Source organism: Burkholderia sp. Bp8994, from assembly GCF_003853805.1.
Lineage (GTDB): Bacteria > Pseudomonadota > Gammaproteobacteria > Burkholderiales > Burkholderiaceae > Burkholderia.
In genome coordinates, this window is the sequence record NZ_QTQH01000003.1 from 255634 (window position 1) to 273442 (window position 17809).

General features: G+C 68.1%; 17 protein-coding genes. 6 read left to right on the forward strand and 11 right to left on the reverse strand.

Features of this window, described 5'->3' with window-relative positions:
- Positions 1 to 112 precede the first annotated feature (112 nt).
- From DIE04_RS04735 to DIE04_RS04755, 5 genes are all read right to left on the reverse strand, one after another.
- Positions 113 to 1228 (reverse strand): alkene reductase, encoded by a 1116-nt coding sequence (locus DIE04_RS04735; protein ID WP_124486133.1) that lies wholly within the window; start codon positions 1226 to 1228, stop codon positions 113 to 115.
- A gap of 64 nt (positions 1229 to 1292) precedes the next feature.
- Positions 1293 to 2099, reverse strand: a complete 807-nt coding sequence (gene dkgB / locus DIE04_RS04740) for a 2,5-didehydrogluconate reductase DkgB (RefSeq protein ID WP_124520063.1) — start codon at positions 2097 to 2099, stop codon at positions 1293 to 1295.
- 149 nt (positions 2100 to 2248) lie between these two features.
- Positions 2249 to 3217: an LLM class oxidoreductase gene (locus DIE04_RS04745; RefSeq protein ID WP_124486135.1), complete on the reverse strand. Its 969-nt coding sequence runs from the start codon at positions 3215 to 3217 to the stop codon at positions 2249 to 2251.
- A gap of 16 nt (positions 3218 to 3233) precedes the next feature.
- On the reverse strand, positions 3234 to 3557 hold the full coding sequence (locus tag DIE04_RS04750; RefSeq protein ID WP_124486136.1) for a MoaF-related domain-containing protein: 324 nt from the start codon (positions 3555 to 3557) through the stop codon (positions 3234 to 3236).
- A gap of 29 nt (positions 3558 to 3586) precedes the next feature.
- Positions 3587 to 4789, reverse strand: coding sequence for an MFS transporter (locus tag DIE04_RS04755; protein WP_124486137.1), 1203 nt, complete (start codon positions 4787 to 4789; stop codon positions 3587 to 3589).
- Positions 4790 to 4890: 101 nt separating this feature from the next.
- On the opposite strand from DIE04_RS04755, the gene DIE04_RS04760 reads away from it, so the two are divergent.
- Positions 4891 to 5835, forward strand: a complete 945-nt coding sequence (locus DIE04_RS04760; RefSeq protein WP_124486138.1) for a LysR family transcriptional regulator — start codon at positions 4891 to 4893, stop codon at positions 5833 to 5835.
- A gap of 184 nt (positions 5836 to 6019) precedes the next feature.
- On the opposite strand, the gene zwf is transcribed toward DIE04_RS04760, so the two are convergent.
- A complete protein-coding gene (gene zwf / locus DIE04_RS04765; protein ID WP_124486139.1) occupies positions 6020 to 7495 on the reverse strand; it encodes a glucose-6-phosphate dehydrogenase in 1476 nt (491 codons plus the stop codon).
- Between the two features lie 203 nt (positions 7496 to 7698).
- Here zwf and DIE04_RS04770 point away from each other — a divergent pair, with 203 nt between their 5' ends.
- Both DIE04_RS04770 and DIE04_RS04775 read left to right on the forward strand, forming a co-directional pair.
- Positions 7699 to 8277: a TetR/AcrR family transcriptional regulator gene (locus tag DIE04_RS04770; RefSeq protein WP_124486140.1), complete on the forward strand. Its 579-nt coding sequence runs from the start codon at positions 7699 to 7701 to the stop codon at positions 8275 to 8277.
- A gap of 186 nt (positions 8278 to 8463) precedes the next feature.
- The gene (locus tag DIE04_RS04775) at positions 8464 to 9339 is read left to right on the forward strand and encodes an SDR family NAD(P)-dependent oxidoreductase (RefSeq protein ID WP_124486141.1); all 876 of its coding nucleotides are present in this window, start codon (positions 8464 to 8466) and stop codon (positions 9337 to 9339) included.
- A gap of 199 nt (positions 9340 to 9538) precedes the next feature.
- Here DIE04_RS04775 and DIE04_RS04785 read toward each other — a convergent pair whose 3' ends face one another.
- The 3 genes from DIE04_RS04785 to DIE04_RS04795 all read right to left on the reverse strand — a co-directional run bounded on the left by DIE04_RS04785 (position 9539) and on the right by DIE04_RS04795 (position 11930).
- Positions 9539 to 10117 (reverse strand): peroxidase-related enzyme, encoded by a 579-nt coding sequence (locus tag DIE04_RS04785; RefSeq protein WP_044845836.1) that lies wholly within the window; start codon positions 10115 to 10117, stop codon positions 9539 to 9541.
- A 145-nt stretch (positions 10118 to 10262) separates the two neighbouring features.
- Complete coding sequence (locus tag DIE04_RS04790; protein WP_124486143.1) at positions 10263 to 11246, reverse strand: MDR family oxidoreductase; 984 nt, start codon at positions 11244 to 11246, stop codon at positions 10263 to 10265.
- A 45-nt stretch (positions 11247 to 11291) separates the two neighbouring features.
- On the reverse strand, positions 11292 to 11930 hold the full coding sequence (locus DIE04_RS04795; RefSeq protein ID WP_124520058.1) for a TetR/AcrR family transcriptional regulator: 639 nt from the start codon (positions 11928 to 11930) through the stop codon (positions 11292 to 11294).
- A 228-nt stretch (positions 11931 to 12158) separates the two neighbouring features.
- Here DIE04_RS04795 and DIE04_RS04800 point away from each other — a divergent pair, with 228 nt between their 5' ends.
- Both DIE04_RS04800 and DIE04_RS04805 read left to right on the forward strand, forming a co-directional pair.
- On the forward strand, positions 12159 to 13349 hold the full coding sequence (locus DIE04_RS04800; protein ID WP_044845779.1) for a M20 aminoacylase family protein: 1191 nt from the start codon (positions 12159 to 12161) through the stop codon (positions 13347 to 13349).
- A gap of 63 nt (positions 13350 to 13412) precedes the next feature.
- Positions 13413 to 14744 carry an MFS transporter gene (locus DIE04_RS04805; RefSeq protein ID WP_124520056.1) on the forward strand — a complete coding sequence of 444 codons (1332 nt, stop codon included), beginning with the start codon at positions 13413 to 13415 and terminating at the stop codon, positions 14742 to 14744.
- Positions 14745 to 14982: 238 nt separating this feature from the next.
- Here the strand turns inward: DIE04_RS04805 and DIE04_RS04810 are convergent, their stop codons facing one another.
- Positions 14983 to 15771 (reverse strand): IclR family transcriptional regulator, encoded by a 789-nt coding sequence (locus tag DIE04_RS04810; RefSeq protein ID WP_185500311.1) that lies wholly within the window; start codon positions 15769 to 15771, stop codon positions 14983 to 14985.
- 226 nt (positions 15772 to 15997) lie between these two features.
- Between DIE04_RS04810 and pcaF the strand changes: the two genes are divergently transcribed.
- Positions 15998 to 17200, forward strand: coding sequence for a 3-oxoadipyl-CoA thiolase (gene pcaF / locus DIE04_RS04815; protein WP_044845776.1), 1203 nt, complete (start codon positions 15998 to 16000; stop codon positions 17198 to 17200).
- 102 nt (positions 17201 to 17302) lie between these two features.
- Here pcaF and DIE04_RS04820 read toward each other — a convergent pair whose 3' ends face one another.
- Positions 17303 to 17779 (reverse strand): DUF523 domain-containing protein, encoded by a 477-nt coding sequence (locus tag DIE04_RS04820; RefSeq protein ID WP_409333439.1) that lies wholly within the window; start codon positions 17777 to 17779, stop codon positions 17303 to 17305.
- Positions 17780 to 17809: the final 30 nt, after the last annotated feature.

Here is a 17809-nt window from a genome sequence, read left to right on the forward strand (position 1 = left end):
TGCAAGCATGCTGGCCGCGCGGCGCGCGCCGCCTGGGCCGCCGTGAACGGCAGGCTCGCGGCGAGCGCGAGCCGGGCGAGCGTTGCTTTCATGCAGGATTCCTTCGGATCGTTTACGCCGCGGCTTGCGCGAGCGTCGGATAGTCGGTCAGGCCCTGTGCGCCGCCGCCGAACAGCGTATTGCGGTCGTGCGGCGTGAGCGCGGCGCCGGTGCGCAGGCGCTCGGGCAGGTCGGGGTTCGCGACGAACGGGCGGCCGAAGGCGACGAGGTCGGCCCAGCCGGCGGCGATCGCTTCGCGGGCGCGCTCTGCTGTGTACGCGCCGGCGTAGATCAGCACGCCCGGGTACGCGGCACGCAGCTGCTGCTTGAATTCGACCGGCATCAGCGGCGCATCGTCCCAGTCGGCTTCCGCGATGTGCAGGTAGCCGACGCCGAGTTCGCCGAGCAGCTTCGCGGCGGCGAGGTAGGTCGTTTCCGGATCGTCGTCGACGCAGCCGTTCAGCGTGGTCAACGGCGCGAGGCGGATGCCGACGCGCGATGCGTCGCCGGTGCCTTCGATCAGCGCCTGCGTGACTTCGCGCAGGAAGCGCAGCCGGTTTTCGAGCGAGCCGCCGTACGCGTCGGTGCGCGTGTTCGCGTTCGAGTCGATGAACTGGTTCACGAGATAGCCGTTCGCGCCATGCAGCTCGACGCCGTCGAAGCCTGCCTCGATCGCGTTGCGCGCGGCGGCGCGGTACTGATCGACGATCTCGCGGATTTCGTCGACGGACAGCGCGCGCGGCTCGGAGGCCTGCACGAAGCCCGGCGTGCTGCCGTCTTCACCGGCGATGAACACGTTCACGCCCTTCGCCTGGAGCGGCGACGACGACACGGGTTGCCGGCCGCCGAGCAGGCTCGTGTGGCTCAGCCGGCCGACGTGCCACAGCTGCGCGAAGATGCGGCCGTGCGTGGCGTGGACGGCGTCCGTCACCTTGCGCCAGCCGGCGACCTGCGACGGCGTGTGGATGCCGGGCGTCCATGCGTAGCCCTTGCCGAGCGGCGCGATGTAGGTGCCTTCGCTGACGATCAGGCCCGCACTCGCGCGCTGCGCGTAATACGCGGCCATCAGTTCGTTGGCTTCGTCGCCGGGCTGGCTCGCGCGCGAGCGCGTCATCGGCGGCATCACGATGCGGTTCGGCAGCGTCAGCGCGCCGAATTGCAGCGGTTGGAACAGCGGGTCCTGGGTCATGATGGATTCCTGTCGGTGCCGCGGCCGGCTGGCCGCGGACGGGTCGATTGAGGGTGCGGCGCGCTTAGTCCCACGTCGGCGCGAGGCCGGCCGGATCGACTTCGCGGCCGTTGCGCTCGAGCGCGGCGATCTGCGCCATGTCTTCGTCGGTGAGGCGCAGCGTCTGCGCGAGCAGGTTGCTCGCGAGGTTCTCGCGCTTGGTCGACGACGGGATCACCGAGTAGCCGAGTTGCAGTGCCCAGGCCAGCGCGACTTGCGCCGGCGTCGCGTCGTGACGCCGCGCGATCGCGCCGATCACCGGGTCGCCGAGCACCTTGCCGTACGCGAGCGTCATGTACGACGTCACGTGGATGCCTTCGGCGTTCAGGAACTCGACCAGCTTGCGGTTCTGCAGGTACGGGCTGAGTTCGATCTGGTTCGTCGCGATCGCATCCTTGCCGACCACCGCGATCGCTTGCTTCGTCAGTTCGATGTTGAAGTTCGAGATGCCGATCTGGCGCGTGAGGCCCTTCGCCTTGGCTTCGGCGAGCGCAGTCATGAATGCCTCGAGCGACACGCCGTTGTCCGGGGCCGGCCAGTGGATCAGCGTCAGGTCGACATAGTCGGTGCGCAGCTTGCGCAGGCTCTCCTCGAGGCTCGCCACCAGCTTTTCCGGTGCGTAGTTGTCGACCCAGATCTTCGTCGTGAGGAACACGTCTTCGCGGCGCACGCCCGACGCGGCGATCGCTTCGCCGACTTCGGCTTCGTTGCCGTAGATCTGCGCGGTGTCGATCGCGCGATAGCCGACTTCGAGGCCGTTACGGACCGAGTCGATCACAACCTGGCCTTGCAGGCGGAACGTACCGAGGCCGAATGCGGGAATGTTGCTCATCTTGTGCTCCTGGGATAGGTGGACCGATTGCGGTATGGAAGTCATTCTGGCGTTTGATACTGATGAGATAAACGCCTTTAGAGGTCAAAAATATTTGATTTAAAGTCAAATATCTGTCGTGGGTCGAGCCGGCTGCCGGCGTGCCTTCGTCAGGCCGTGGCCGTGTGCGCGCTCGTGTCGGCAGCGTCGTTCGCATTCGCATGGAATGCCGGCAGCACGTCCGACGCGATCTCGGCCATCGTCTCGTCGAGCGGACGGCGGTTGCGGCGGAAATGCAGGCCGATGTGCTGCACGCCCGCGTCGCGCATCGCCGCGAGTTCCTCCGTCAGCGCGATGCGCCCGGCGCGCGCGCCGAAGCGGTGCCGCTGCAGCGGCTCGTGCGGATCATCCGCGAGGTCGAGGTGGATGAAGCTCACGTACGGCTTGTTGCCGGCCACCGCGCGCCAGTTCGCGACCCGTTTCAGGTGATCGTCCGGCGTGCCCGGATACGCGAGGCAGCCGTCCATGTGTTCGCCGATCCAGGCGGGCGTCTGCTGCGCGAGACCCGCGACGAGCAGCGGCACCGGCGAGCGCGCGGCCGGCAGCACGTCGAGGCCCGGCGGCAGGTGAGCGCGCGCGCCGTCGCGCAGCAGCGCGATCTGGTCGCGGAAATTCGCGCCGCGCGATGCGAAGTCGCGGCCGAACAGCGGATATTCGACCGGCCGGTCGCCGCTCGCGACGCCGAGCAGCAGGCGTGAGCGGCTCAGTTCCTGGATCGTCGCGGCGGATTTCAGCGTCAGCAGCGGTTCGCGCAGCGGCAGCACGACGGCCGCCGTGCCGAGCAGGATGTCGCGCGTGATGCCGGCGAGGTAGCCGAGATACGAGAAGGTCTCGAACACCTGCGCGGCGTCGCCGAACGACGGGTCGTACACCGGCACGTCGCGCACCCAGAGCGCGCGGAAGCCGAGCGTGTCGGCCAGTTGCGCGAGTTCCGCGTGCATTTCCAGGTCGGGCACGCCGGGGCGGCGGCCGTCATGCTGGCGCTTCGCGTCGCCGGCCGGCGACCAGTCGTTGTCGAGCGGCAGTTCGATGCCGATGCTGAAGCCGCCGGCGGTGAGCTTGTCGAGTGAGGTGGACATGATCGGGCGTCTCCGTTCAGATCGCGCGCAGGCTGCCTTCGAGCCGGTAGAAATCGAGCGACGCCGCGGTGAAGAACGAGCGCGATGTGCCGGCCGCGAAGTCGTCGATGTGCACCACGGTGGCGCGGTCGGCTTCCTGCCACGAGATCGCATAGGTCTCGCCGGCGACGTGCTGCCACGTGCAGGCGACTTCGCCCTTCGCGCCGGCGTATGCGCCTTCGGTGATTTCGTAGCGCATGCGGAGGCCGTCTTCGTCATAGGCGTTGAGCGCGGTGAGGCCCTCGTAACGGACTTCGAACGTCTTGCCGGCGAACGGCGGGCGTTGGGTCGATGCGTTCATGCTGAGCAGCTCCTGCAAAAGGTTGACGTTCAATGGGCGAGTTCGACGGGTTCGGCCGTGCGTTCGGGCAGCCCCTGGCCGCGGTCGAGACGGCCGCTCAGCGCGGTCAGCGCGAATGCGCCGAGCGTGACGGCGGCGGCGATCCACGGCGTGTGGCCGAGGCCGACGTTCGCGACGATCAGGCCGCCGAGCGACGAGCCGCCCGCGACGCCGAGGTTGAACGCGGCGATGTTGAAGCCCGATGCGACGTCGGTGGCGTCCGGCGCGAAGTGGCGCGCCTGCTTGACGACGTACACCTGCAGGCCCGGCACGTTGCCGAACGCGACCGCGCCCCACGCGAGCATCGTCAGCACCGCGAGCCATTTCACGTGCACCGTGAAGGTCAGCGCGAGCAGCACGATCGCGAGCAGCAGGAAGATCCGCTTGAGCGCCTTGACCGGGCCGACGCTGTCGGCGAGCTTGCCGCCCCACACGTTGCCGACCGCGACCGACACGCCGTAGCCGACGAGCACGAGGCTGACCTGCGATGGCGTGAAGCCGGCGATCTGTTCGAGCAGCGGTGCCATGTAGGTGAACGCGATCAGCGAGCCGCCGTAGCCGACCGCCGTCATCGCGTAGACGAGCAGCAGGCGCGGCTGGGCGAGCACGCGGAACTGGCGGGCGAGCGGCGCCGGCGGCGTTTGCGGAAGACCGCGCGGCACGAACGCCACCGCGCCGAGGAACGCGACGAGGCCGAACAGCGCGACGATCAGGAACGTCGCGCGCCAGCCGAAGTGCTGGCCGATGAAGGTGCCGAGCGGAATGCCGGCGACGAACGCGACGGTCATCCCGCTGAACATCGTCGCGATCGCGCTGGCGGCCTTGTCCTTCGGCACGAGCGTGGTCGCGATGATCGAGCCGACCGAGAAGAACACGCCGTGTGCGAGGCCGGTGAGCACGCGCGCGACGATCAGCGATTCGTAGCCCGGCGCCTGCCAGGCGACGAGGTTGCCGACGGTGAAGAGCGCCATCAGCGCGGCGAGCAGCATCTTGCGCGGCACGCGGCCGGTGAGCGCGGTGAGGAGCGGCGCGCCGATCGCGACGCTCAGCGCGTAGAGGCTGACGAGCAGGCCGGCCGACGGCAGGCTGACGCCGAGATCGGCGCCGATCGTCGGGATCAGCCCGACGATCACGAATTCGGTCGTGCCGATGGCAAAGGCGCTGATGGTCAGCGCAAGCAGGGCGAGTGGCATGGCGGGATCCTGGTTCCAGTGAGGATGGAGCGCAGTGTGCCGCCTTTACTTTTGCGGAAAAACTGGTCTATAAACCAAATTGTTTTGATTTCAGATCAACAATGAAGATCACCCTCGACGAACTCCAGGCCTTTGCCGCCGTGGTCGACACCGGTTCGATCACCGCCGCCGCCCAGCAGCTCGACCTCACCGTGTCGGCCACGAGCCGCACGCTCGCGCGGCTCGAGGAGAAGCTGAAGACCACGCTGCTGCGCCGGACCACGCGCCGGCTCGAACTGACCGAAGAGGGGCGCGCGTTCCTGCAGGAGGCGCGCGCGATCATCGAATCGGTCGAGAACGCCGAGGAGCAGATGCTCGCGCGGCGCGAAATGCCGTCGGGGCGGTTGCGCGTCGATGCCGCGACGCCGTTCATGCTGCACGTGATCGTGCCGCTCGTGCGCGGCTACCGCGAACGCTTCCCGAAGGTCGACCTGGAGCTGAACAGCAACGAAGGCATCATCGACCTGCTCGAGCGGCGCACCGACGTCGCGATCCGGATCGGCCGGCTCAAGGATTCGACCTTGCACAGCCGGCGGATCGGCAACAGCCGGCTGCGCATCCTCGCGAGCCCCGCCTATATCGAAGCGCACGGCCAGCCGCGCAAGGTCGAGGATCTCGGCAAGCACACGCTGCTCGGCTTCACCCAGCCCGAATCGCTGAACGTGTGGCCGATCCTCGGCGCGGACGGCGAGCCGAGCCGCATCGAGCCCGCTATCTGGTCGTCGAGCGGCGAGACGCTGCGGCAGCTCGCGCTGGAGGGCGCGGGCGTCGTGTGCCTGTCGGATTTCATGACCGCGCAGGATCGCGAGGCCGGGCGGCTCGTGCAGGTGCTCGCGCGGCAGACGCTCGACGTCGAGCAGCCGATCAACGCGGTGTATTACCGGAATACCGCGATTTCGTCGCGGATCGCGTCGTTCGTCGATTACATGATCGAGGTGCTGGGCGGCGGGAGCGGCGGCAGCGATGCGCCGACGCGGCGCAAGGCGGCGTGGATGGGGACGGTGTAGCCGGGACGGCTGCGTCGTCGCCGCCGGGTGCCGTTCCCGCGCAGGACGGCTCAGCGGATTTTCTCTGGCCGAAGGTTACGGCCGGGAGGCGGGCGGTGTGCGGCGGGCGCCCCTGATGTGACCCGGCATGCCAACGGCGCTCGCGTCGCCGGCATGCCATCGTGTGCTGCGCTTCTTAAGCTTCTTACGCCTCTTCGGACCACGACATGTTGTCGCGCGCCAGCAGCGCCGACGATGCCGCCGGCCCGAACGTGCCTGCGGTGTACAGGCGCGGACGGTCGCCGAGTTGCTTCCAGCCGTTGAGTATCGGCTCGACCCACGACCAGGCGGCCTCGAGTTCGTCGCGGCGCATGAAGTGCGTGAGGCGCCCGCGGATCACGTCGATCAGCAGCCGTTCGTACGCTTCCGCGCGCCGTTCCGGAATCGCCTGCTGCAGGTCGAGGTTCAGGCTCACGGGCACCATCTTCATCCCGCTGCCCGGCTCCTTCGCGAGCATCTGCAGCTGGATCGACTCTTCCGGCTGCAGCTGGATCACGAGGCGGTTGCTGTAGTGGCGCGGGCCGGTCGGGATGATCGAGAACGGCATGTCGGCGAACTCGATCACGATTTCCGACTGGCGGCGCTGCAGCCGCTTGCCGGTGCGCAGGAAGAACGGCACGTTCGCCCAGCGCCAGTTGTTGATGTGCGCACGCAGCGCGACGAAGGTCTCCGCGTGGCTGTCCGCCGGCACGTTCTCCTCGTCGAGATAGCCCTTGACCGGCTGGCCGTCGACCGCGCCGGCCGTGTACTGGCCGCGCACCGTGTCGCGTGCGACGTCCGACAGCGCCATCGGCCGCAGCGAGCGCAGCACCTTCAGCTTCTCGTCGCGCACCGCGTCCGGGTCGAGCGACACCGGCGGCTCCATCGCGACGATGCACAGCAGCTGCAGCAGGTGGTTCTGCACCATGTCGCGCAGCGCGCCGGTGTGATCGTAGAAGCCCGCGCGGCTGCCGACGCCGACCGTTTCCGCCACCGTGATCTGCACGCTGCGGATGCTCGGCGCCTGCCACAGCGGCCCGAAGATCGGGTTGCCGAAGCGCAGCACCATCAGGTTCTGCACGGTTTCCTTGCCGAGGTAATGGTCGATCCGGTAGATCTGCGATTCCGCGAAATGCTTGCCGACCGCATCGTTGATCGCCTTCGCCGACGCGAGATCGTGGCCGAGCGGCTTTTCGAGGACGACGCGCGAGCGCGCATCGACGAGCTGCGCGGCCGACAGGTTGTCGCAGATCGTCGTGAACAGCTCGGGCGACGTCGACAGATAGAACACGCGGATCGCGTCGCTGCGCGCCGCTTCGGCGAGGCGCGCGTAGTCTTCCGGCGCGCTCACGTCGATCAGCACGTACTGGAACAGGTCGAGGAAACGACTCCACGCGTCGGCGTCGAAGGCCTTGTCGTCGATGAACGGGCGCGATTGCTCGTCCATGAACTTGCGGTAGCCGTCGATGCCCCAGTCGCGGCGGCCGACCGCGATGATGCGCGTCTCCGGCGGCAGGTTGCAGTGCAGGTGCGCCATGTACAGCGCGGGCAACAGCTTGCGGGCGGCCAGGTCGCCGCCGCCGCCGAAGATGATCATGTCGACGGGTTGGTCGGCTTCGGTCTGGTTGGGCTTATTCGTCATGAGTGGTTCGCGGTCTGAAGCGGTGTGAGCGTGGAACGAACGGCGAGCGCCGGGCGCCGGTGGGTTGGCGCGCCAGTACGTGAAAACACTAATAGTGCACGCTTTTGATCGATTGCGGATCGGTTCCCGCGTATGTAACAGGGCTTGCATGACCTGCGTTGGCGCGATTATGATTGAGCGCTCACTCATTAAAGGAATCGAACGTGGCCCGACCGCGCAGTCCCGACAAGCACGACGCCATCCTCGCCGCTGCCGCCCGCGCGCTCGCGGAGGACGGCGCGGGCGCGACCACCGCGCGCATCGCGCGGCTCGCCGGCGTGGCGGAAGGCACGGTGTTCACCTATTTCGAGACCAAGGATGCGCTGCTGAACGCGCTGTACCTGAGCCTGAAGGCCGGCCTGCGCGACGCGATGATGACCGGGTTTCCGGAGCACGCGCCGGCCGAACAGGCGATGCGGCATGCGTGGAACGGCTATGTGTCGTGGGGCGTCGCGAACCCGGACGGGCGGCGCGCGCTGCAGCAGCTCGGCGTGAGCGGCCGTATCGACGACACGCATCGCGCGGCCGGTACCGAAGGCTTCGGCGCGATCAGCGCGTTGCTGCGTGCGCAAGTCGCCGCGGCGGGCGGGCTGAAGACCGACGACGCGCACGCGTTCTGCGCGGCGCTGTTCACGTCGATCGCGGAAACGGCGATGGAGTCGATCGCGCGCGACCCGGCGTTGGCCGATGCGTACCGCGAGGCCGGGTTTCGTGCGCTGTGGGCCGTGTTGCACGCGGTGTGAGTGGCGATCGGCGTGACGGAAATCTGAAGACGGGTGATCGGCGGCGCCTTGGGTTCGGGCGCTGCCGCACCGACGGAAGGCGGTTTCAGGCAGGGCGACGCGCGGCGAAAACGATCGTCTCGTCGCCCATATTAATGAGTGAGTAATCATTCATTTTTGGTTTCAACTTTGTCGAGGAGTGGAAAAATGTCGAAAGTCTGGCTGGTAACGGGGGCCGCACGCGGCCTGGGGCGCTCGATCGCGGAAGCGGTGCTGGCGGCGGGCGATCGTCTGGTGGCCGGCGCGCGCGATCCCGCGCGGCTCGCGGATCTGGAAGCACGGTACGGCGACCGGCTGCTGCCGATGGAACTCGACGTGACCGACGCGGCGGCGGCGGAGCATGCGGTGGCGGCGGCCCGCGACGCGTTCGGCCGCATCGACGTGCTGGTGAACAACGCGGGCTACGGTCATACGGCACCGTTCGAGCAGATGGGTGCCGACGACTTCCGCGACCAGATCGAAACGAACCTGTTCGGCGTGGTCAACCTGACGCGCGCGGTGCTGCCGACGATGCGCGCGCAGCGCGCGGGCCACATCTTCCAGGTTTCGTCGGTCGGCGGGCGCACGGCGACGGTTGGCCTGTCCGCGTATCAGGCCGCGAAGTGGGCGGTCGGCGGGTTCAGCGACGTGCTGTCGAAGGAAGTCGCGCCGTTCGGCGTGCGCGTCTGCACGCTGGAGCCGGGCGGGATGCGCACCGAATGGGCCTCGGAGGCGAAGCGTGCGGTCGACGGCCTGCTGCCCGACTATCAGCCGTCAGTCGGGAAAATGCTCGAATTGCTCGGCGCGTACGGCGGTCACGAGGTCGGCGATCCCGCGCGGATCGCGGCGCTGATCGTCGAGCTGTCGCGTCGCGACGACGTGCCGATGCGCTTGCTGCTCGGCGGCGATGCGCTGTTCGTGTGCGAGCAGGCGGAAGCGCAGCGCGCAGAGGAGGCGGCGCGGTGGCGCGATACGACGCTGTCGACGATGTTCCCGGACGCGAAGCTGCCGGATGGGCTGCAGGCGTTGAAGCAGGTCGGGTAAGCGCGGGAGCCGGGGCGGCGCGGGTTCGCGCGAGCGTCGCGCCGTGTCGTCGATTGCCGATTGCCGATTGCAGATGCAGATGCCGACGCCGACGCCGACGCCGACGCCGACGCCGACGCCAATTGCGCGCGGCGACCCGAGGAAGACCGGGCGCATGCACGCCCCGGTCTTCGACGGCGATCGCCGTTGCCGGCGGTCCTCAGCGCCCCAGCGCGTAGAACTCCGCGTTCGGCCGCATGTTCGTCACGTTCGCGATGCGGTTCGACATCCCGAAGAACGCCGAAATCGCCGCGATGTCCCACGCGTCCTCTTCGGTGAAGCCATGCGACTTCAGCGTGTCGAAGTCCGCTTCGCCCACCTGGTGTGCAGTCTGCGAAACCTTCATCGCGAAGTCGAGCATCGCCTTCTGTCGAGCGGTGATGTCGGCCTTGCGGTAGTTGGTCGCGACCTGGTCGGCGATCAGCGGATCCTTCGCGCGGATGCGCAGGATCGCGCCGTGCGCGATCACGCAGTACTGGCACTGGTTCACGCTGCTGGTGGCCACGACGATCATTTCGCGTTCGGCCTTGGTGAGGTTGCCCGGCTTGTCCATCAGCGCGTCGTGATACGCGATGAACGCGCGAAACTCGTCCGGGCGATGCGCGAGCGTGAGGAACACGTTCGGGATGAAGCCCGACTTTTCCTGGACGGCCGCGATGCGTTCGCGAATGTCGTCGGGCAGGTCTTCGAGCGCGGGCACCGGAAAGCGGCTGACGGGCGCGTGGTCTGCAGCGGTCATGAGGTCTCCTGGATAAAGCGGCACGGGCGAACGCGATGCGCGCGCCACCGGCCGGGTATGAAACGATGCGTCGCCGTCGCCGTCGCCGTCGCCGTCGCCGTCGCCGTCGCCGTCGCCGTCGCCGTCGCCGTCGCCGTCGCCGGCGTCATGCGTTGACGTCCACGACGATGCGGCCGCGCACCTTGCCGCCGATCAGGTCCTCGGCGAGCGGGATGACATTTGCGAGGCCGACCTGATGGCTGATGGTGCCCAGTTTCTCGACGTCGAGATCGGACGCGAGCCTGCGCCATGCTTCCAGACGCTCGGCGCGCGGGCACATCACGCTGTCGATGCCGACGAGCGTCACGCCGCGCAGGATGAACGGCGCAACGGTCGCGGGGAAGTCCATGCCGGCGGCCAGGCCGCAGGCCGTCACCACGCCACGGTAGCGCGTGGTCGCGCACACGTTGGCGAGCACATGGCTGCCGGCGACGTCGACCGCGCCGGCCCAGCGTTCCTTGCCGAGCGGCTTGCCGGGTGCGCCGAACTGCGAACGGTCGAGGATCTCAACCGCGCCGAGCTGGCGCAGATAGTCGGCATCGGCCGGGCGGCCGGTCACGGCGACGACGCGATACCCGAGCCGCGCGAGGAGGGCGGTGGCGACGCTGCCGACGCCGCCGGCCGCGCCGGTCACCACGATCTCGCCATCGTCCGGGCGCACGCCATGCCGTTCCAGCGCCATCACGCACAGCATCGCGGTGTAGCCGGCCGTGCCGATGGCCATCGCCTGTTGCGGCGAAAACGCGGACGGCAGCGGCACCAGCCAGTCGCCGTCGACGCGTGCCTTCTGCGCGAGGCCGCCCCAATGCGTTTCGCCGACGCCCCAGCCGTTCAGCACGACGCGGTCGCCTGCCCGGTAGTCCGGGTGCGTGCTGTGTTCGACCTCGCCGACGAGGTCGATGCCCGGCACCATCGGAAATTTGCGGACCACCGGGCTCTTGCCGGTGATCGCGAGCCCGTCCTTGTAGTTCAACGTCGAATAGCCGACCCGGATCGTCACGTTGCCCGCAGGCAGCTGCGCGTCGTCCAGCGTCTGCAGCCGCGCGTGCTGGCCGGTCTCGTCCTTGTCGATCACGATGCCCTGGAACATCCGTCCTCCTTTCTAGACCGATCGTCTAGTTAATGGCAAAAAAACTCAGCGGCGAGGCAATCCATTGAAGAAAAACTGTGCGAACAGCGCGAGCGGCACGTCGCTGCGTTCGAGTTTCGCGCGCAGCACGGCGCCTTCCCAGCCGATCCAGAAGAACGCGGCCAGCTCGGCGGGATCGGCCGAGGCCGCCAGTTCGCCGGCTTGCTGTGCCGCGATCAGGCAGTCGGCCAGACGGCGCTGCCAATCCTCGAACGTCTCACGCAGGCGCGCGCGGAAACGCTCGGGCAGCGCGCCCATTTCCTGGCCGAGGTTGCCGATCAGGCAGCCTCGGCTGTATTCGTAGCGGGCCATGCCGTCGCGCGCATCGTCGACGAACGCGCGCACGCGCGCCAGCGGCGTTGCTTCAGTCTCGCTGAAATGACGGTCCAGCTTGCGCGCGAAGAACTCGGCGTAGCGATCGATCAGCTCGAGGCCGAACGCCTCCTTGCTGTCGAAGTAGTGATAGAACGAGCCTTTCGGCACGCCGGCGCGCCCGAGGATCTCGTCGAGCCCGGTGGCGGAAAAGCCCTTTTCGGTGAGCACCTCCAGCCCGGTGCGCAACAGCATGTCACGTGTCGCGACGAGGTCTTCGTGCTGCTTCGGTGGCCTGCCGCGGCGGCGCGGCGGATCGGTTCGAACATCCATGGCCGAATAATAGACCGTTCGTCTCAAAAATCAATAGCGGGCGTGTCGATCGCGCCGGGCGAACGCGTGCCGACGACCTTTGCCCGCGTTAACCCTGATTAATAAAGCTTATCGCGGTGAAAAATTCCGCATCTTATTGAACCGATATCGGCTCGCTATAGTGGCTCGCTTTCCCGCACGCACCGTTTGCGTGCGGCTGACACGCTGACGATCAGCAGGAGCCGCTTGATGACCACCGACGCCCGATTCACCGAAATCGAGGATCTGATGCCCGCCGCCGGCGGGTTGCGCGAGATCCGCCATCACATTCACCGCCACCCGGAACTCGCGTACGAGGAGCACGAAACGGCGGCGCTCGTCGCGGACAAGCTCGAGCAGTGGGGCTGGCAGGTGACGCGCGGGGTCGGCAAGACGGGCGTGGTCGGCACGCTGCGCGCGGGCGACGGCACGCGCAGCATCGGCATCCGCGCCGACATGGACGCGCTGCCGATCCTCGAGGCGACCGGCCTGCCGTATGCAAGCGGCACGCACGGCAAGATGCACGCGTGCGGCCACGACGGCCACACGACGATGCTGCTCGGTGCCGCGCAGCACCTCGCGAAGACGCGCAATTTCTCCGGCACCGTGCACCTGTATTTCCAGCCGGCGGAAGAGCACGGCGTCGACAGCGGCGCGAAGAAGATGATCGACGACGGCCTGTTCGAGCGCTTTCCGTGCGATGCGGTGTTCGGCATGCACAACCATCCGGGCGCGGCACCCGGCGTGTTCCTCACGCGGCGCGGCCCGTTCATGTCGGCCGGCGACAAGGCGATCATCTCGATCGAGGGCGTCGGCGGCCACGCGGCGCGGCCGCACCTGACGGTCGATCCGGTGGTCGTCGCGGCCAGCATCGTGATGGCGCTGCAGACGATCGTCGCGCGCAACGTCGACCCGTCGCAGCCGGCGGTCGTCACGGTCGGCTCGATGCACGCGGGCACCGCGAACAACGTGATCCCGAACGGCGCGCGTCTCGAACTCAGCGTGCGTTCGTTCAGCCCCGACGTGCGCGCGCTGCTCAAGCGCCGCATCGTCGAGCTCGCCGAGTCGCAGGCCGCGAGCTATGGCGCGACCGCGCACGTCGAGTACATCGAAGGCTATCCGGTCGTCGTCAATACGGATGCCGAAACGGATTTCGCCGCGCAGGTCGCGCGCGAACTGGTCGGCGACGCGCATGTGGTCGAGCAGGCCGACCTGCTGATGGGCAGCGAGGATTTCGCGTTCATGCTGCAGCAGCGGCCCGGCTCGTTCGTGCGGCTCGGCAACGGCGAAGGCGAGGACGGCTGCATGGTGCACAACCCGAAGTACGACTTCAACGATCGCAACCTGCCGATCGGCGCGGCGTTCTGGACGCGCCTCGTGGAGCGTTACCTCGGGCAGTAACCCCGGCGGCGACACGCGACGAGCGGCCGGCGCTTCCGGCCGCATTGAGAGGAGAGACGAACGATGCAGAAAGACCATCTCGCACTGCACCCCGCGTCGACGGGCGCCGCCGCAACCGATGCGCATGGCGCGCCGGCCGTCACGAAGCGCGGCGCGATCGCGGCGGCCGTGATCGGCAACTGGCTGGAGTTCTTCGATTTCACCGTGTACGGCTTTTTCGCGGTGCTGATCGGCAAGCTGTTCTTCCCGTCGAGCGATCCGACCACGTCGCTGCTGCTGTCGGTCGCGACGTTCGCCGCCGGTTTCTTCACGCGGCCGCTCGGCAGCGTCGTGCTCGGCGTCTATGCGGACCGCAAGGGCCGCAAGGCCGCGCTGAACCTGACCATCATGCTGATGGCGCTCGGCACCGGCCTGATCGCGATCGCGCCGACCTACGCGCAGGTCGGCGTGGCCGCGCCGCTGCTGGTCGTCGGCGCGCGGCTGATGCAGGGCTTCTCGCAAGGCGGCGAATTCGGCGCGGCGACGTCCACGCTGATCGAGCAGGGCGGCACGTCGCACCGCGCGTTCCGCGCGAGCTGGCAGCTCGCGACGCAGGGCGGTGCGGCGCTGATGGGTTCGGGCTTCGCGGCGCTGCTGTCGAACACGCTGACGAAGGACGCGCTCGAGGGCTGGGGCTGGCGCCTGCCGTTCCTCGTGGGCGTGCTGATCGCGCCGGTGGGCATGTACTTGCGCCGCCGGCTCGCGGACGATGCGCCCGGCGACAACCACCACGGGATCGAACGCGGCGTGCTGCGCGAACTGTTCTCGCAGCACACGCGCACGGTGCTGCTGCTGATGCTGACGGTGATGGGCGGCACGGTGTCGACCTACATCCTGACCTTCTACATGCCGACCTATGCGATCCACACGCTCGGGCTGCCGATGAAGCTGTCGATGTTCGTCGGCGTCGCGTCGGGCTGCGTGATGCTGGTGACGTGTCCGCTGTTCGGCTGGCTGTCGGACCGCCTCGGCAGCCGGCGCCTGCCGATCTTCGTCGGGCGCGGCGTGCTGGTGCTGCTGCTGTTCCCGGCGTTCTGGCTGATGAACCATCATCCGACGCTGTCGGTGATCCTGCCGCTGACCGCGCTGATGCTGCTGTTCTATTCGCTCGGGTCGGCTTCCGAAATGGCGCTGATGTGCGAATCGCTGCCGCGCCACGTACGCGCGACGGGCATTTCGATCGCATATGCGCTCGCGGTGACGATCTTCGGCGGCACCGCGCAGCTGATCGCGACCTGGCTGGTGAAGACGACGGGCAGCAAGCTCGCGCCGGCCGGCTATGTGGCCGCGTGCGTGGTGCTGTCGCTGATCGCGGTCGCGATGCTGCGCGAGACGGCGCGCGAGTCGATGGACTGATGCGGGATGCCGCTGTCCGAAGCGACGCGGTGCAATTTCGTTCTCGTCAAATTGACGGGGCTGTGCCGCATCCTTAAATTGGGCGATGCGGAGGGAGCTCCGCGTTCCGAGAGAAGGACGTTGCAAGCAGAGTCTGAGGGTTGAGCGGGCGGCTTATGCCGCCCGTCTTTATATCTGCGCTATCCGCGTTTATATGCGCGAATGACCGTGTTGCCGATCCGGCGGGCGAAGTCACCGCTCACCCGCGCCGCGCGACCAGTTCCGACACCGTCTGCGCGGCCTGCTGCAGCGGCCCGAGAAACTCCCTCACCATCTGCTTCGCGGTGTGCCGCTGCGCGTTGCCGCTGATGTTCATCGCGGCGATCACCTGTCCGCGCCGGTTGCGGATCGGCGCGGAGATCGACATCAAGCCCACTTCGAGTTCCTGGTCGACCACGGCCCAGCCTTGCTGGCGCACCTGTGCGATCGTCGCCTTCAGTTCGCCGATGTCGGTGATCGTGCGCGGCGTATGCGCGCGGATGCCGCTCTGCGCGAGCGTTTCGTCGAGCGCCGCGTCGTCGAGCGCGGACAGCAGCACGCGGCCCATCGACGTGCAGTACGCGGGCAGGCGGCTGCCGATCGACAGGTTGATCGTCATGATCTTGCGGGTCGGCACGCGCAGCACATAGACGATCTCGGTGCGGTCGAGCACGGCGGCCGAGCAGCTTTCGTGGATCTGCGCGGACAACTGCTCCATCACCGGATCGGCGAGATTCCAGAACGGCATCGACGTGAGATACGCGAAGCCGAGCTCGAGGATCTTCGGCGTGAGGCGGAACAGCCGGCCGTCCGCCTCGACGTAGCCGAGCGTCTGCAGCGTCAGCAGGATCCGGCGTGCGCCGGCGCGCGTGAGCCCGGTGGCCGAGGCGACCTCGGTGAGCGTCTGCTCCGGGCGCTGGGCGTCGAATGCGCGGATCACCGCGAGGCCGCGCGCGAACGACTGCACATAGGAGTCGCCCGGTTTCGTCTGGATGTCTTCGGTTGTCATGAACGGTCGGATTGTCGTGCAGCCGAGAAGATAGCGCATGGGGCCTGACACGCCAAACGCACCGCGGACCGGGCGCTTGACAGGTCGTCCCCGCACTCCCTATGATGCGTTGAACGTTCGATACACGATCTTATGTTCGTATATAGAACATTTAAGCGCATCCCGGCGGGCAAAGCAAGGGGCGCGTTTCACTCACTTCCCAGCTTGCATGAGACCGGAGACACTGATGACCGAAGCTTTTCTGTGTGATGCGATTCGTACCCCGATCGGCCGCTACGGCGGCGCGCTCTCCGGCGTGCGCGCCGACGACCTCGGCGCGGTGCCGCTCAAGGCGCTCGTCGAGCGCAACCGCGACGTCGACTGGACGGCGATCGACGACGTGATCTACGGCTGCGCGAACCAGGCCGGCGAGGACAACCGCAACGTCGCGCGCATGTCTGCGCTGCTCGCGGGTTTGCCGGAGGGCGTGCCGGGTTCGACGATCAACCGCCTGTGCGGTTCCGGGATGGACGCGGTCGGCGTGGCCGCGCGCGCGATCAAGTCGGGCGAGGCCGCGCTGATGGTGGCCGGCGGCGTCGAAAGCATGACGCGCGCGCCGTTCGTGATGGGCAAGGCCGCCAGCGCGTTCGCGCGCCAGGCCGACATCTACGACACGACGATCGGCTGGCGCTTCGTCAATCCGCTGATGAAACAGCTGCATGGCGTCGATTCGATGCCGGAGACGGCCGAAAACGTCGCTGTCGACTACAACGTCAGCCGCGCCGATCAGGACCTGTTCGCGCTGCGCAGCCAGCAAAAGGCCGCGCGTGCGCAGCAGGACGGCACGCTCGCCGAGGAAATCGTACCGGTCACGATTCCGCAGAAGAAGGGCGACCCGGTCGTCTTTGCGCGTGACGAGCATCCGCGCGAAACGTCGCTCGAGACACTCGCGAAGCTGAAGGGCGTCGTGCGCCCGGACGGCTCGGTGACGGCCGGCAACGCGTCGGGCGTCAACGACGGCGCCGCCGCGCTGCTGCTCGCGAACGCGGAAGCCGCGAAGCGCTTCGGCCTGACGCCGCGTGCGCGCGTGCTCGGTATCGCGACGGCCGGCGTCGCGCCGCGCGTGATGGGCATCGGCCCGGCGCCGGCCACGCAGAAGCTGCTCGCGCGGCTCGGGATGACGATCGATCAGTTCGACGTGATCGAGCTGAACGAGGCATTCGCGTCGCAGGGTCTCGCGGTGCTGCGCATGCTCGGCGTCGCCGACGACGATCCGCGCGTGAACCCGAACGGCGGCGCGATCGCGCTCGGCCATCCGCTCGGCGCGTCGGGTGCGCGTCTCGTGACGACCGCGATGTACCAGCTGCATCGCACCAACGGCCGCTTCGCACTGTGCACGATGTGCATCGGCGTCGGCCAGGGTATCGCGATCGCGATCGAGCGCGTCTGATCGCGCGATGCGGCGAAGCGCGCGGAATGCGCGCCGCTTAGCCCTGCCTTTCCGGACGATGTGGCCGGCACGAGAAGATCGTCGTGTCGGCCACATCGTCATTCAGCCTCGTGATAGCCGCGCGATGCGCGCCGCGAGCGCGTCGATCTCGGTATCCGCGAACACCTCGATGCCATGCTGGCGCAGCAACGCCGCCGTCACACCGGCGCCGGCATGCCGCCGGCCCGCAAAACTCCCGTCGTAAATGAAGCTGCTTCCGCACGACGGACTTCCGTCCGCCAGGATCGCGAAGCGGCAGTCGTGCGCGCGTGCCAGCGCGAGCGCGGTGTGCGCGCCGTCGACGAACGGGGCCGTCACGTCGGTGCCGTGCACGTCGACGATGCGCGCGGCACCCGACAGCACGCGTTGCCCCGATTCGCCTGCCGCGATCTCGGCGGGCGGACGCGGCACGCTCAATCCGCCTGCCAGTTCCGGACACACGGGCACCAGGCGCCCTTCGCGCCGCCATCGTGCGAGCGTGTCATGCGCGGCGGTCCTCGCCGAGCCGTTGTAGCGGACGGGGTGGCCGAGCACGCACATGCTGACGAGGATCTTCGGCGCGACCGGCGG

Excerpts from the sequence above, each read along its gene's own strand:
- dkgB (WP_124520063.1), bottom strand. The coding sequence starts at position 2,099 with ATGAGCAACATTCCCGCATTCGGCCTCGGTACGTTCCGCCTGCAAGGC.
- DIE04_RS04820 (WP_409333439.1), bottom strand. The coding sequence starts at position 17,779 with ATGTGCGTGCTCGGCCACCCCGTCCGCTACAACGGCTCGGCGAGGACC.
- zwf (WP_124486139.1), bottom strand. The coding sequence starts at position 7,495 with ATGACGAATAAGCCCAACCAGACCGAAGCCGACCAACCCGTCGACATG.
- DIE04_RS04790 (WP_124486143.1), bottom strand. The coding sequence starts at position 11,246 with ATGTTCCAGGGCATCGTGATCGACAAGGACGAGACCGGCCAGCACGCG.
- DIE04_RS04800 (WP_044845779.1), top strand. The coding sequence starts at position 12,159 with ATGACCACCGACGCCCGATTCACCGAAATCGAGGATCTGATGCCCGCC.
- DIE04_RS04805 (WP_124520056.1), top strand. The coding sequence starts at position 13,413 with ATGCAGAAAGACCATCTCGCACTGCACCCCGCGTCGACGGGCGCCGCC.
- DIE04_RS04755 (WP_124486137.1), bottom strand. The coding sequence starts at position 4,789 with ATGCCACTCGCCCTGCTTGCGCTGACCATCAGCGCCTTTGCCATCGGC.
- DIE04_RS04735 (WP_124486133.1), bottom strand. The coding sequence starts at position 1,228 with ATGACCCAGGACCCGCTGTTCCAACCGCTGCAATTCGGCGCGCTGACG.
- DIE04_RS04785 (WP_044845836.1), bottom strand. The coding sequence starts at position 10,117 with ATGACCGCTGCAGACCACGCGCCCGTCAGCCGCTTTCCGGTGCCCGCG.
- DIE04_RS04750 (WP_124486136.1), bottom strand. The coding sequence starts at position 3,557 with ATGAACGCATCGACCCAACGCCCGCCGTTCGCCGGCAAGACGTTCGAA.
- DIE04_RS04745 (WP_124486135.1), bottom strand. The coding sequence starts at position 3,217 with ATGTCCACCTCACTCGACAAGCTCACCGCCGGCGGCTTCAGCATCGGC.
- DIE04_RS04760 (WP_124486138.1), top strand. The coding sequence starts at position 4,891 with ATGAAGATCACCCTCGACGAACTCCAGGCCTTTGCCGCCGTGGTCGAC.
- DIE04_RS04795 (WP_124520058.1), bottom strand. The coding sequence starts at position 11,930 with ATGGATGTTCGAACCGATCCGCCGCGCCGCCGCGGCAGGCCACCGAAG.
- DIE04_RS04810 (WP_185500311.1), bottom strand. The coding sequence starts at position 15,771 with ATGACAACCGAAGACATCCAGACGAAACCGGGCGACTCCTATGTGCAG.
- DIE04_RS04775 (WP_124486141.1), top strand. The coding sequence starts at position 8,464 with ATGTCGAAAGTCTGGCTGGTAACGGGGGCCGCACGCGGCCTGGGGCGC.
- pcaF (WP_044845776.1), top strand. The coding sequence starts at position 15,998 with ATGACCGAAGCTTTTCTGTGTGATGCGATTCGTACCCCGATCGGCCGC.